Source organism: Stutzerimonas sp. CXK-1, assembly GCF_057738225.1.
This window is the reverse complement of the sequence record NZ_CM173217.1, coordinates 633,411-647,058: the sequence shown is the minus strand read 5'-3', so window position 1 is coordinate 647,058 and position 13,648 is coordinate 633,411. Positions and strand designations below refer to the sequence as shown.

Genomic DNA, 13,648 nt, shown 5'->3' with positions numbered 1-13,648 from the left:
GGCTAGGCCTGCACCACCTGCCGACCGGCAAGCAGCCGCGGCAGCAGGAAGCGCTCGTAGAGACGCGGAAAAAGCCGCGCCACCAGCCGCGCCTTCCAGCTCAGGTTGGACAGCACCAGCAGGCGCCGGCGCTTGAGCGCCCCTTGGTAGATGGCTTCGGCCACGTCTTGCGGCGAGGCCAGGCGCCCAAGCGCCAGTGCCGGATGCGGCGCGGTGGAGCCATCGCCGACCAGGACGTTCTTGCGCAGGTCGGTTGCGGTGTAGCCCGGGCAGACCAGCATGACGTTCACGCCGCTGCCGACCAGCTCACCGCGCAAGGTTTCGAACAGCCCGTGCAGGGCATGCTTGCTGGCGTTGTAAGCGCCGCGGTTGGGTACCGGCGCGTACTGCGACAGCGAGCTGAGCACGATGATCTGTCCCTGCCGCTCGAGCAACGATGGCAGCGCAGCCTGGGTGCAGTGCAGCGCGCCGTAGAAGTTCACCGCCATGACCCGCTCGAACACTGCCAGCCGGGTGTCGGCGATCCGGCTACGGTGAGTGATGCCGGCATTGTTGACGAGGATGTCGATGCCCCCGAAGCGCTCGATCACCAGCGCCAGTGCCTGCTGCACCGCCTGGGGGTCGGCGACGTCGCAACGCAGGCCGAGGGCATCGGCGTTGTGATGGCTGTGCAGATGCTGAACGAGGCTGTCCAGCGCCGCCTGATCCAGATCGAGGATCGCCAGCCGCGCGCCGGCCTGGGCCATGCGCACCGCGAGCGCGCGACCGATGCCGGCACAACCGCCGGTGATGACGACTACCTTGCGATCGAACACCTTGCTGACGAATACCTTGCGGCGCATGCGGAGCTCTCCGGCCTTTTGCTTTAGAGCATAGTCAGCTACCACCCGCCCCGCCGCGACAAGCGGTGCATGGACAAGCACGGCACGAGTGCGCATCCTGTGCGCCCTCGCCGCCAGGGAAGCGCAACCGTGTATCGAATGCTGCCAATTTTCGTATTGCTGCTGGGTTTGGCCGCCGTCAGTCAGGCGCAGGCCGCCGGACGAACGCTGACAGTGGGGTATTACGATTTTCCGCCCGTGATGTACGGCGATTCGCACGGTGTGACACGTGGCGAGATGGCGGAACTGACCCGTCTGGTGCTGCGCCGCGCCGGTTATCGCCCGCGCTTCCGGCGCCTGCCCAGCGCACGTCTGTATACGGCCCTGAAGAGCGGTAGCGTCGACATCTGGCTCGGCGCACCCGGCAAGCCGGAGCTGCGTGCGCATACGCGCGAGTCCGCGCATAGCCTCGGCCGGGTCGATCTCAATCTGTATCACCGCGCCGACACGCCAGCGCCGCGCATTCCCGAGAGCCTGGTCGGCCAGGGAGTGATCGTCATCAATGGCTACAGCTACTGGCCGAGCGTCAATCAGCTGCTCCAGGACCCGGCGCTGGACATCCGCCTGCTGCGCACCGCCACGCACGAGTCGGCACTGGCCATGCTGCGCTATCGCCGCGCGGACTACCTGCTCGACTACCAGCTGCCGGCCGAACAGGCCCGGCGTGACCAGGGCCTCGAGCCGCTGCCGCACCTGGTGCTGCAGCAGGTGCCGATCCATTTCATCGTGTCGCGCCATATCGCCGACAGCGCGGCGGTGCTGGCCGACCTGGACCGCGCCTTTCTCGCACTGCGCGCCGCCGGCCGCCTGCCCAGCCTGCCGGAGGGCAGCCTCAGCGCCGCGGCTTCGCGCGCGCCGTAGGTTCGGCCTGCAGCGGGTCGTCCGGCCAGTAGTGTTTGGGATAGCGGCCTTTGAGGTCCTTCTTCACCTCGGCATAGGTATTGGCCCAGAAGCTCGCCAGGTCTTGTGTCACCTGCACCGGCCGACGGGCCGGCGATAGCAGATGCAGCTTGACCGGCTGGCTGCCGCCGGCGATGCGCGGGGTTTCGGCAAGCCCGAACAGCTCCTGCAGGCGCACCGCCAGCACCGGCGGGTTTTCGCTGTAGTCCAGGCGAATACGCGAGCCGGACGGTACTTCGATGGCTACCGGTGCCAGCTCGTCGAGTTGGCGCGGCAACGGCCAGGGCAGCAGGGTAGCCAGCATTGGCGCCAGGTCGAGCTGGGCGAAGTGGGAGAGCCGCGAAACCTTGCCCAGGTAGGGCAACAACCACTCTTCCAGACGCTGCAGCAGGGCGGCATCGCTCAGCTCGGGCCAGGCGCTTTCGCCCTGGCGCTCCACCTCCAACCGTCGCAGCAGGGCGATGCGCGCCTGCCACTGGCGCAGCTCGGGCGTCCAGGGCAGCAAGGCCAGGCCACGGCGCCGGACCAGCGCCAGCAGCGCCTGGCCGCGCGCCTGTTCGTCAAGGCTCGGCAGCGGCTCGCGTGCCAGCACCAGCTCACCGACCCGGCGCTGGCGCTCGGCACGTAGGACGCCCTCGCGCTCGTCCCAGTCGAGTTCATCATGCAGGCGCACCTGCTCGCCAAGCACGCCATCGAACAATCCCGCATCGAGCGCCACGGCGCGATAGATGCGTTCTTCGCGCTGGCCCTGCTGACTGCCCAGCTCGGCGATCACCAGCCAGGGCTGCTTCATCAGCCCGTCAGGCTCGACGAACTGCGCCGCTCGACCGTTGGCCAGCCGATAGCTTCCGCCGCCCTCTTGGCGCTGGCGGGCGACGCGATCCGGATAGGCGAAGGCAAGCAGTGCCGCGAGCGCCTGCGCCTCGCTCAACGGCGCCGCTGGCAGGTCGGTATCGGCCGGCAGCAGGCTACGGAACTGCCGGGCAAGCTGGCGCACGCGCTGGACGTCCGCGCCGCGTCCGGCCTCCAGTGCCTGCATGCGCAACGCCAGATCGGCACCGGCGCCTCGCAGGATGTCGCGCTCGACCAGCAGGGCGGCGAGCGACGCGGCCACCCCAGGCCAGCCGAGGGCATGCCCGCGCAGCAGCATATGCGCCAGGCGCGGATGGGCCGGCAGCGTCGCCATGCGCTGGCCGTGCGCCGTGATCTGCCAACCACCGCGTGCGTTGCGCTGCAACGCACCGAGATCGGCCAGGAGTGTCTGCGCCTGGGCATAGGCGGCTGGCGGCGGCATGTCGAGCCAGCTCAGCTCGGCCGGTTCCGCCCCCCAGCGCGCCAGTTGCAAGGCCAGCGACGCGAGATCGGCCTGCAGCATCTCCGCCTCGCCAAAAGCCGCCAGCTGCGCATGCTGGTCTTCCGACCAGAGCCGATAGCAGCTACCCGGCTCCAGGCGCCCGGCCCGACCGGCTCGCTGGGTTGCCGAGGCCCGCGAGATGCGCCGGGTTTCCAGCCGCGTCATGCCGCTGGCCGGATCGAAGCGCGGTACCCGCGCAAGCCCCGCATCGACCACCACGCGCACACCTTCGATGGTCAGGCTGGTCTCGGCGATGTTGGTCGCCAGCACGACCTTGCGCCGGCCGGGCGGGGGCGGCTCGATGGCGGCACGCTGATCGTTGAGCTGCAATTCGCCATGCAACGGGCAGAGCAGGATGTCCTGCCGCTCGACCAGCCGCTCGCGCAGGGCCTCGTGAACGCGCCGGATCTCTCCCTGCCCGGGGAGGAACACCAGCAGGCTGCCGGCCTCCTCGTCGAGCGCCTGCAGCACCGTCTGTACCACCCTGGGCTCGACGCGCTCGCCTGCCCGCCAAGGCGCGCCCCAGCGCACCGCCACCGGGTGCATGCGCCCTTCGCTGCGCACCAGCGGCGCGTCGGCAAGCAGCGCCGAGAGCCGCTCGCCCTCCAGCGTGGCGGACATCAGCAGCACCTTCAGCGGCTCGTCGCGCAGCAAGGCGCGGGCATTGAGCGTCAGCGCCAGCGTCAGATCGGCATCAAGGCTGCGCTCATGGAATTCGTCGAATATCACCAGGCCGACGCCCTCGAGCGCCGGATCGTCCTGCAGACGGCGGGCGAGAATCCCCTCGGTCACCACCTCGATGCGCGTCTGCGGTCCGACACGGCTGTCCAGGCGGATGCGATAGCCCACCGTCTGCCCGACTCTCTCGCCCAGCTCATCGGCCATCCGCTCGGCAGCGGCGCGAGCGGCCAGACGCCTGGGTTCGAGCACGATGATGCGCTGCCCCGCCAGCCAGGGTTCGTCGAGCAATGCGAGCGGTACGCGGGTGGTCTTGCCGGCGCCGGGCGGCGCTTCGAGAACCGCCTCGTCACGCGCATGCAACGCGCGGCGCAGGGCCGGCAGGGCTTCGTCGATGGGCAGTGAGATCATGGGCTACTCCGCTTCAGGCCGCGATTATAGGCAGCCCGGCGGCGGCAGTGGGCGTCGAGCGCGGCAACGAACAGGTCGCCACGGATCGCGGTCTGATGTCGAGAAAACATCATCGCTCCCTTGTATAGTTGCGCCACTATTTCCGGAGGTACGCATGGTTACCCGATCGCTTCCCCGCTCCCGTCTGCTTGGCGGCCTGCTCACCCTCACGCTGGTCACCCAGCTGTCGGCCTGCGGCACGCTGTTCTACCCGGACCGCCGTGGCCAGATCGAAGGCCGTATCGACCCGGCCATCGCCGTGCTCGACGCGGTCGGCCTGCTGTTCTACGTGATTCCCGGGCTGATCGCCTTTGGCATCGACTTCGCCACGGGCGCCATCTACCTGCCGGGCGACGAGTACTCGGTGGCTCCGCAAAAGCTGCAGGAAACCATCGGCGCCGACGGCCAGATCAACCAGGCTCGCCTGAAGGCCATCATCGAGGCCGAAACCGGTCGCAGCCTGCCGCTGGACGACCCGCGCCTGATTCGCCACCAGGGCAGCCTGGACCAGCTCGCGGCGTTCGGCCTGCGGCCGGCGGCGTGAGCGGCCAATGAGCGTCAGCGCAGAGCACGCCCGCCTGCTGCGTCGCGCGTCCGGCGCAGCGCTGGCCGTCGCGCTGTTCCTGGCCCTTAGCAAGGCGGTCGCCTGGTGGCTGAGCGGCTCGGTCAGCCTGCTCGCCGGGCTCACCGACTCGCTGCTCGATGGCGCCGCCTCGCTGATCAACCTGCTCGCCGTGCATTACTCGCTGCGCCCGGCTGACGACGATCATCGCTACGGCCACGGCAAGGCCGAAGCGCTGGCGGGCCTCGGCCAGGCCGCGTTCATCGGCGTCAGCGCCCTGCTCGTGGGGGCGCAAGGGGTCGATCGGCTGCTGCATCCGCAGCCGCTGGGCGCGCCCCTGGTGGGCATCGTGGTGATCGTCGTCTCCCTGCTGCTGACCGCGGCGCTGCTGGCCTACCAACGACACGTGGTCAGGCTCACCGGCTCGACCGCGATTCGCGCCGACTCGCTGCACTATCGCTCCGACCTGCTGCTCAACCTCAGCATCCTGGTGGCGCTGGTGTTGGCCAGCTACGGCTGGGCGCGGCTGGATGCAGTCTTCGGCATCGCCATCGCCTTCTACATTCTCTGGAGCGCGGCGAGCATCCTGCGCGAGGCGGCAGCGGTGCTGATGGATACCGAGCTCTCGCCGGAAATCGGCGAAGACATGCAGCGCCTGGCCCGCACCGTGCCCGGCGTGCTCGGCTGCCACGACCTGCGCACGCGGATATCGGGCACACGCTGGTTCGTCCAGTTGCACCTGGAGCTGCCCGGCGAACTGTCGCTGTCGCGCGCGCATGCGCTGTGTGACGAGGTGGAGGCGGCGATCAAGGCGCACTACCCACGCGCCGAGGTGCTGGTACACGCCGACCCGCAGGAAGTGGTGAAGAAGGCCTGAGCGAAGGGCCGCGTCAGCCCGGCATGTTGCGTGCGTAGAAGATCTCCAGCATCTCGTGGCGCAGTCGCGCTTCGACCTGCTGGCGCTGCGGCGGCGAGAGGTTGCGCGTGGCATCGCCGAACAGGTAGTTCTCCAGCGCGAAGTCCTTGAGCAGCATCTTGGTGTGGAACAGGTTCTCCTGATACACGTTGACGTCGGTCATCTGGTACACCGCGCGAGTGTCGTCGGAGAGGTAGTTCTGGATCGAATTGATCTCGTGGTCGATGAAGTGCTTCCTGCCTTCGACATCGCGGGTGAACCCGCGTATCCGGTAGTCGACGGTGACGATGTCCGAATCGAACTGATGAATCAGGTAGTTCAGCGCCTTGAGCGGTGAGATCACCCCGCAGGTCGAGACGTCGATGTCGACCCTGAAGGTGGCGATACCGTCGTCCGGATGGATTTCCGGGTAGGTATGCACGGTGATGTGGCTCTTGTCGAGGTGCGCAACGACGGTATCCGGCAGCGGCCCGGGCGACTCCTCGATCTGGCTGTCGGTCGGCGTCACCGGCTGCTCGGAGATCAGCATGGTCACGCTGGCGCCTTGTGGGTCGTAGTCCTGGCGGGCGATGTTGAGGATGTTCGCGCCGATGATGTCGACGACATCGCCGAGAATCTGCGTCAGGCGTTCGGCATCGTACTCTTCGTTGATGTACTGGACGTACGCCTGCTGATCTTCCGGCGTCTGCGCATAGCAGATGTCGTAGATGTTGAAGCTCAAGGTCTTGGTCAGGTTGTTGAACCCGTGGAGCTTGAGTTTGCTTGTCGCCATTGAAGATCTCTCGCGTGCGGCCCTGCCCAGGTGCTGAGCATACCGGCAGACGAAACCCCGCCGCCCGGACGCCGGGCCTCTCTACGCGCGGAGGTTAGGCAATTGCGTGATCGACGTGATCGCCCGGGGCAACCGAGCGCACGCCATGCTGGGCGGCCGATGCGCTCGCCAGCGGCTGTCGCCGACCGCCAAGCGCTTACTGCAGCTCGACGATCTCGTAGGAGTGGGTGATCTCGACGCCGGCGCGGCCCAGCATGATCGAGGCCGAGCAGTACTTCTCCGCCGACAGTTCCACGGCACGCTTGACCTGCGGCTCCTTCAGGGCGTGCCCCTTGACTACGAAGCGCAGGTGGATCCTGGTGAAGACCTTGGGGTCCTCGCTGGCACGCTCGGCCTCGACGAAGGCTTCGCAACTATCGACCGCCTGTCGGGACTTTTTCAGGATGCTCACCACATCGAAGTTGCTGCACCCGCCGAGGCCAAGCAACAGCATTTCCATGGGTCGCACCCCGAGATTACGCCCTCCGGCTTCGGGCGGCCCATCCATCACCACAACGTGCCCACTGCCCGATTCACCTAAAAACATGGCGCCATCGACCCATTGAATGCGCGCTTTCATCAACTGGCTCCACAATTTGAAAGGAGCAATAGCTTAACATGTGGACTTCTGCCGCTGCGGACAGCGGACCCGACCAAAGGTGCGTTGACCCACCGCAAAAATGTATCGCAGGTTATGTCTGACCGCTTACCCTCCGGGTTGGCTGGCCAAAAGAGCTGCGGACATGATGAATTCAAACAATAAGAACCAACATTTATCCAAGCATTATCCCGGGACTCAGAGCATGGTAGCTATCACACTCACACCCAAGGTAAAGAACATCGACAAGTTGCTGGCGCACTGCCACCGACGCCGTTACACGGCCAAGAGCACAATCATCTACCAAGGGGATCGTTGCGAGTCGCTGTTCTATATCGTCAAGGGTTCGGTCACCATCCTCATCGAAGACGATGACGGCCGCGAAATGATCATCGCCTATCTAAACGCCGGCGACTTCTTCGGCGAGATGGGCCTGTTCGAAAAGGAGGGCAGCGAGAAGGAACGCAGTGCCTGGGTTCGCGCCAAGACCGAATGCGAAGTGGCGGAACTCAGCTACACGAAGTTCCGCGAACTGACCCAGCAGGACCCGGAAATTCTCTATGCGCTGGGCAGCCAGATGGCCGATCGCCTGCGCGCCACCACGCGCAAGGTCGGCGACCTGGCGTTTCTCGACGTCACCGGCCGCGTCGCGCGCACCCTGCTCGACCTGTGCAAGCAACCTGACGCCATGACCCACCCCGACGGCATGCAGATCAAGATCACCCGCCAGGAGATCGGCCGTATCGTCGGTTGTTCGCGGGAGATGGTAGGCCGGGTACTCAAGAGCCTCGAGGCTCAGGGGCTGGTCTACGTGAAGGGCAAGACGATGGTGGTGTTCGGCACGCGCTGAGCGCGCCCGAGCAGGAAAAGGCCGGAGCCGCGGCGACGCGACTCCGGCCTTTTCGTTTCAGACGAAGGCCGACCCTACTGTGGATCGGCGGCTACCGTGCGCTGACGGCGCTCGGGAAAGAACAGGCGCTGCAACTCGGCGCCCGGCTGTTCGGCGCGCATGAAGGCCTCGCCGACGAGGAAGGCGTAGACCTGGTTGATTTCCATCAGCTCGACGTCGGCCCGATTGAGAATGCCGCTCTCGGTGACCACGATGCGGTCCTGCGGAATGCGCGGCAACAGGTCGAGCGTCGTTTCCAGGCTCACCTCGAAGGTGTGCAGGTTGCGGTTGTTGATCCCCAACAGCGGCGTCTCCAGCTTCAGCGCCCGCTCAAGCTCGCTGGCATCGTGCACTTCCACCAGCACGTCCATGCCCAGCGAACGCGCTTCGGCGGACAACTCGGCCAGCTGGCCGTCATCGAGCACCGCGGCAATCAGCAGAATGCAATCGGCGCCCAGGGCCCGGGCCTCGACCACCTGGTAGGGGTCGATCATGAAATCCTTGCGAATCACCGGCAGGCTGCAGGCCGAACGCGCCTGCTGCAGGTAGGCATCGGCGCCCTGGAAGAAATCGATGTCGGTGAGCACCGACAGGCAGGCCGCGCCACCGGCTTCGTAGCTACGGGCGATCTGCACCGGGTCGAAGTTCTCACGCAGCACGCCCTTGCTCGGCGAGGCCTTCTTCACCTCGGCGATCACTGCCGCCTCCTTGGCGCGCACGCGGCGGATCAGCGCGTCGGCGAAGCCGCGCACCGGATCGGCAGCCGCGGCCTGCCGCGCCAACTCGTCGAGCGCCACTCGGGCGCGGCGCTCGGCCACTTCCTCGGCCTTGCGGGCAACGATCTTCTCCAGCACGGTTGGCACGCTCATCGGGCATTCTCCTGCTTGAACACGGCGGTAAAGGACACCAGCTCCTCGAGCTTGTCGCGCGCCAGGCCGGTACTGAGCGCATCGTGGGCCAGTTCCACGCCCTGCTTGAACGAAGACGCCTGGTCCGCGGCATAGAGCGCAGCGCCAGCGTTGAGCACGATCATGTCGGCAGCCTTCTGACCGTTCTCGGTTTGCCGGCGCCCGAGCGCATCCTTGATCAGTGCCAGCGAACCCTGTGCGTCCTCGACGTTGAGCCCGATCAGGCTCTGGCTACGAATGCCGAAGTCCTCCGGCTGCACGCTGTACTCGCGGATCGCGCCATCCTTCAGCTCGGCCACATGGGTCGGCGCGGCGAGGCTGACCTCGTCCAGGCCATCCTGCGCATGCACCACCAGCACGTGCTTGCTGCCCAGGCGCTGCAGCACCTCGGCCATCGGTCGGCACAACGCCTTGCTGAACACGCCGAGCACCTGATGCTTTACACCCGCCGGGTTGGACATCGGCCCGAGGATATTGAACAGCGTACGCAGCCCCAGTTCGCGCCGCGGGCCCGCGGCGAAACGCATGGCGCCGTGATGTGCCGGGGCAAACATGAAGCCCACGCCCACCGCGTCGACGCTGCGCGCCACCTGCTCAGGGGCGAGGTCGAGGTAGACCCCCGCCGCCTCCAGCAGGTCGGCACTGCCGCTCTTGCCGGACACTGCACGGTTGCCGTGCTTCGCTACCTTGCCTCCTGCTGCGGCGACGACGAACGCCGCCGCGGTGGAGACGTTGAAGATGTTCATGCCATCGCCGCCGGTGCCGCAGGTATCGACCAGCCGCTCGCTGTCGAAGGCGACCGGCGCGGCCAGCTCACGCATGACCTGCACCGCGCCGACGATTTCATCGATGGTCTCGCTCTTCATGCGCATGCCCATGAGGAAGGCACCGATCTGCGCATCGGTACATTGCCCGGTCATGATCTGGCGCATCACATCCTTCATTTCGTCGGTGGTCAGGTCCAGCTGAGCGACGATCCGGTTGAGCGCTTCCTTGATCTCCATCAGCGCGCGCCTCCGGTCTGCTTGAGGAAGTTGGCGAACAGTTCGTGGCCCTGTTCGGTAAGGATGGATTCGGGATGGAACTGCACGCCTTCGACGTTCAGCGTCTTGTGCCGCAGGCCCATGATCTCGTCGACCGAGCCGTCCTCCAGCTGCGTCCAGGCGGTGATCTCCAGGCAATCGGGCAGCGTCTCGCGCTTGACCACCAGCGAGTGGTAGCGGGTGACGGTCAGCGGATTGTTGAGGCCGGCGAACACGCCCTGGTTGCGATGGAACACCGGGCTGGTCTTGCCGTGCATGGCCTGGCGTGCGCGGACCACTTCGCCGCCGAAGGCCTGGCCAATGCTCTGATGGCCAAGGCAGACCCCGAGAATCGGCAGCTTGCCGGCGAAATGGCGGATCACTTCGAGCGATACGCCGGCCTCGTTCGGCGTGCAGGGGCCGGGAGAGACGACGATACGTTCGGGGGCGAGTGCCTCGATCGCCGCGACGTCGAGTTCGTCGTTGCGTACCACGTGCACGTCGGCACCCAGCTCGCCGAGGTACTGCACCACGTTGTAGGTAAAGGAGTCGTAGTTGTCGATCATCAGCAGCATGGCTCGGCTCCTCAGCGCTCGGACTGTTCGGGGGCGGTCTGTTCGGCCAGGGCGACGGCACGGAACATCGCGCGGCGCTTGTTCAGGGTTTCTTCCCACTCGAGTGCCGGCTGCGAGTCGGCGACGATGCCGGCGCCGGCCTGCACGTGCAGCTCGCCGTCCTTGATTACCGCGGTACGAATGGCGATGGCGGTGTCCATGTTGCCGTTCCAGGCGAGGTAGCCGACCGCACCGCCGTAGACGCCGCGCTTGACCGGCTCCAGTTCGTCGATGATCTCCATGGCACGGATCTTCGGCGCACCGGACAAGGTGCCCGCCGGCAGGATGGCGCGCAGCGCATCCATTGCCGAGAGCCCCTGCTTGAGCTGCCCGGTGACGTTGGAAACGATGTGCATCACGTTGGAGTAGCGCTCGATGACCATCTTCTCGGTGAGCTTCACCGAGCCGGTCTCGGCGACCCGGCCGACGTCGTTGCGGCCCAGGTCGATCAGCATCAGGTGCTCGGCCAGCTCCTTGGTATCGGACAACAGGTCGGCCTCGAGGGCGCGGTCGGCCTCGTCGGTGGCGCCGCGTGGACGGGTCCCGGCGATCGGCCGCACGGTAACCAGGCCGTCCTCGACGCGCACCAGCACCTCCGGGGAAGAGCCGACCACGTGGAAGTCGCCGAAATTGAAGAAGTACATGTAGGGCGTCGGGTTGAAACAGCGCAGCGCCCGATAGAGGTCGATCGGCGCGGCGGCGAACGGAATCGACATGCGCTGGGAAATCACCACCTGCATGCAGTCGCCGGCGAGGATGTAGTCCTTGATGCGCGAAACCGCCGCCTCAAAGTCCTCGCGCGAGAAACTCGAGCGGAACACCGGCTCGCCCCTGGCCCCGGTCTCGAAGTCCAGCCCCAGGCGCGGCACGACCGGCTGGCGCAGGCGCTCACGCAGGGCACGCAACTGGGCCAGGCCCTGCTCGTAGGCATCCGCCGCGGCCGGGTCGACCAGCACGATGCAATGCAGCTTGCCAGCCAGGTTGTCGAACACCACCACGGCATCGGAGACCATCAGCAGGATGTCCGGCGTGCCCAGCGGGTCGGGCGCCTCGCAGCGGCCCAGGCGCTGCTCGACGTAGCGCACGCTGTCGTAGCCGAAGTAGCCGACCAGCCCGCCGTTGAAGCGCGGCAGCCCCTCGACCGGCGCCACGCGATAGCGCTGCTGGAATGCCTCGACAAAGACCAGCGGATCCTCGACCTCGGCGCGTTCCTGCTCGACGCCGTCGGTGGTCACGCTGATCCGCTGTCCATGGACGCGCAGCACGGTGCGACAGGGCAAGCCGATGATCGAATAACGGCCCCACTTCTCGCCGCCCTGCACCGACTCGAGCAGGTAGGAGTTGGGCGCATCGGCCAGCTTGAGATAGAGCGACAGCGGTGTGTCGAAATCGGCCAGGGTTTCGAAGGACAGCGGAATGCGATTGTGGCCTTCGGCGGCCAGACGCAGAAATTCGTCGCGGGTCATGTCAGCCTCGTGGTCTGAGGGGCTTGGAACGGTTCGCAAACAGGGGCCGGCCAGATGCCGGCACAGGGGAGCTCAGGCGCGCCAGCGCCAGCGCGCCAGGGCCTTGATGACCTTCATCCACTGTTTGCGAGTCACCACCACGATCTGATCTCTTCGGCGGGCAGGAGGAAAACCTCGCCACACTAGCGCAGCCCCTCAGGCGAAGCAACCAGCTGGCGCAGGTCGTCGAGCACCAGCTCCGGCTCCTCCTCGTCGATCGGTCGACCGTGGTTGTAGCCATAGCTGACCGCGACGCAGGGCGCGCCGGCCGCGCGAGCGGCCAGCACGTCGTTACGCGAGTCGCCGACAAACAGCGCTTCGGCCGCGGTTACGCCGGCCTGCTGCATGACCCAGTGCAACGCGGCAGGATCGGGCTTCTGCTGAGGCAGGGTATCGCCACCGACCAGCCAGCGGAAATAGCCGCCCAGCCCCTTTTCCTCCAGTAACGGCGCGACGAACTGCGACGGCTTGTTGGTGATCACCGCCAGTGCGACACCGCGCTCGCGCAGCCAGTCCAGGCAATCGACGACACCGGGGTAAACGCTGGTCAGTTCATGTGCACCGGCGTAGGCCTGCATGAACAGCGCCAGCGCCGCGTCGGTCTCGTCCTCGCCGACGCCGGCGTGCTCGTAGTGTCCGGCCAGGGCGCGGCGAACCAGCACCCGTGAGCCGTTGCCGACCCAGTCACGCACCCGCTCGATGCCGGCAGGTTCCCGGCCGAGCAGCATCAGCATCCTGTCGACCGCCGCCGCCAGGTCAGGTACCGAATCCATCAGCGTGCCGTCCAGGTCGAACATCGCCAGGCGCGGCAGCTGGCCGTCGAACAGACGCTGCAGCCGGTTCATCGGCGGACCTGCGCCAGCTCGCTGCGCATGGTGTCGATCACGGCCTTGTAGTCCGGCTGATTGAAGATCGCCGAGCCGGCGACAAAGGTGTCGGCGCCGGCCTCGGCAATCTCGCGAATGTTCTTCACGTTCACCCCGCCGTCGATTTCCAGGCGAATCTCGCGGCCGCTGGCGTCGATCAGCGCGCGCGCTTCGCGCAGCTTGTCGAGCGTACCGGGAATGAACTTCTGGCCGCCGAATCCGGGGTTGACGCTCATCAACAGGATCATGTCGACCTTGTCCATGACGTACTTCAGGCAGTCCAGCGGCGTGGCCGGGTTGAACACCAGCCCGGCCTTGGCGCCGCCGTCGCGGATCAGCTGCAGCGAGCGATCGATGTGCTCGGACGCTTCCGGGTGAAAGGTGATGTAGCTGGCGCCGGCCTCGAGGAAGTCGCCGATGATGCGATCGACCGGCTTGACCATCAGGTGCACATCGATCGGCGCGGTGATGCCGTACTTGCGCAAGGCGCTGCAGACCATCGGGCCGATGGTCAGGTTGGGCACGTAATGGTTGTCCATGACATCGAAGTGAACGATGTCGGCACCCGCAGCGAGCACACTGTCCACCTCCTGTCCGAGGCGGGCGAAATCGGCAGAGAGAATCGACGGAGCGATGGCGAAAGGCTGCATGGCGCACCTCTTGAGCAGCGAAAAGGCGGCAGTTTACCCGAGCC

At 66.5% G+C, this 13,648-nt stretch carries 14 protein-coding genes; 4 read left to right on the top strand and 10 right to left on the bottom strand.

Going from position 1 to position 13,648, the window contains the following annotated elements:
* Window positions 1-2: 2 nt before the first annotated feature.
* Window positions 3-842 carry an SDR family oxidoreductase gene (locus AC0KXH_RS03100; protein ID WP_061339767.1) on the bottom strand — a complete coding sequence of 280 codons (840 nt, stop codon included), beginning with the start codon at window positions 840-842 and terminating at the stop codon, window positions 3-5.
* 138 nt (window positions 843-980) lie between these two features.
* On the opposite strand from AC0KXH_RS03100, the gene AC0KXH_RS03095 reads away from it, so the two are divergent.
* On the top strand, window positions 981-1,742 hold the full coding sequence (locus AC0KXH_RS03095; RefSeq protein ID WP_488224139.1) for a substrate-binding periplasmic protein: 762 nt from the start codon (window positions 981-983) through the stop codon (window positions 1,740-1,742).
* Here the strand turns inward: AC0KXH_RS03095 and hrpB are convergent.
* A complete protein-coding gene (gene hrpB, locus AC0KXH_RS03090) occupies window positions 1,714-4,224 on the bottom strand; it encodes an ATP-dependent helicase HrpB (RefSeq protein ID WP_488224138.1) in 2,511 nt (836 codons plus the stop codon). The genes AC0KXH_RS03095 and hrpB overlap by 29 nt on opposite strands.
* Before the next feature lie 154 nt (window positions 4,225-4,378).
* Between hrpB and AC0KXH_RS03085 the strand changes: the two genes are divergently transcribed.
* Together AC0KXH_RS03085 and AC0KXH_RS03080 are read left to right on the top strand one after the other, a co-directional pair.
* Complete coding sequence (locus AC0KXH_RS03085) at window positions 4,379-4,807, top strand: polyribonucleotide nucleotidyltransferase (RefSeq protein WP_488224137.1); 429 nt, start codon at window positions 4,379-4,381, stop codon at window positions 4,805-4,807.
* 7 nt (window positions 4,808-4,814) lie between these two features.
* A complete protein-coding gene (locus AC0KXH_RS03080) occupies window positions 4,815-5,702 on the top strand; it encodes a cation diffusion facilitator family transporter (protein WP_200627694.1) in 888 nt (295 codons plus the stop codon).
* A 13-nt stretch (window positions 5,703-5,715) separates the two neighbouring features.
* Here AC0KXH_RS03080 and speD read toward each other — a convergent pair whose 3' ends face one another.
* Both speD and AC0KXH_RS03070 read right to left on the bottom strand, forming a co-directional pair.
* A complete protein-coding gene (gene speD / locus AC0KXH_RS03075) occupies window positions 5,716-6,513 on the bottom strand; it encodes an adenosylmethionine decarboxylase (RefSeq protein ID WP_200627692.1) in 798 nt (265 codons plus the stop codon).
* Window positions 6,514-6,709: 196 nt separating this feature from the next.
* The gene (locus AC0KXH_RS03070) at window positions 6,710-7,132 is read right to left on the bottom strand and encodes an OsmC family protein (protein ID WP_488224136.1); all 423 of its coding nucleotides are present in this window, start codon (window positions 7,130-7,132) and stop codon (window positions 6,710-6,712) included.
* Window positions 7,133-7,355: 223 nt separating this feature from the next.
* Between AC0KXH_RS03070 and crp the strand changes: the two genes are divergently transcribed.
* A complete protein-coding gene (gene crp / locus AC0KXH_RS03065; protein WP_041110893.1) occupies window positions 7,356-8,000 on the top strand; it encodes a cAMP-activated global transcriptional regulator CRP in 645 nt (214 codons plus the stop codon).
* A gap of 74 nt (window positions 8,001-8,074) precedes the next feature.
* Here crp and trpC read toward each other — a convergent pair whose 3' ends face one another.
* From trpC to rpe, 6 genes are all read right to left on the bottom strand, one after another.
* Window positions 8,075-8,908 carry an indole-3-glycerol phosphate synthase TrpC gene (gene trpC, locus AC0KXH_RS03060; RefSeq protein ID WP_041110891.1) on the bottom strand — a complete coding sequence of 278 codons (834 nt, stop codon included), beginning with the start codon at window positions 8,906-8,908 and terminating at the stop codon, window positions 8,075-8,077.
* Window positions 8,905-9,951, bottom strand: a complete 1,047-nt coding sequence (gene trpD / locus AC0KXH_RS03055) for an anthranilate phosphoribosyltransferase (RefSeq protein WP_061337012.1) — start codon at window positions 9,949-9,951, stop codon at window positions 8,905-8,907. The genes trpC and trpD overlap by 4 nt, the downstream gene beginning before the upstream one ends.
* Window positions 9,951-10,544 (bottom strand): aminodeoxychorismate/anthranilate synthase component II, encoded by a 594-nt coding sequence (locus AC0KXH_RS03050; protein WP_041110888.1) that lies wholly within the window; start codon window positions 10,542-10,544, stop codon window positions 9,951-9,953. Before AC0KXH_RS03050 ends, trpD begins: the two co-directional genes overlap by 1 nt.
* A gap of 11 nt (window positions 10,545-10,555) precedes the next feature.
* On the bottom strand, window positions 10,556-12,049 hold the full coding sequence (trpE, locus tag AC0KXH_RS03045; protein ID WP_200627688.1) for an anthranilate synthase component I: 1,494 nt from the start codon (window positions 12,047-12,049) through the stop codon (window positions 10,556-10,558).
* 182 nt (window positions 12,050-12,231) lie between these two features.
* Entirely contained in the window at window positions 12,232-12,933 is a 702-nt protein-coding gene (locus tag AC0KXH_RS03040; RefSeq protein ID WP_313304288.1) for a phosphoglycolate phosphatase, read from the bottom strand.
* A complete protein-coding gene (gene rpe / locus AC0KXH_RS03035) occupies window positions 12,930-13,604 on the bottom strand; it encodes a ribulose-phosphate 3-epimerase (RefSeq protein WP_488224135.1) in 675 nt (224 codons plus the stop codon). Before rpe ends, AC0KXH_RS03040 begins: the two co-directional genes overlap by 4 nt.
* Window positions 13,605-13,648: the final 44 nt, after the last annotated feature.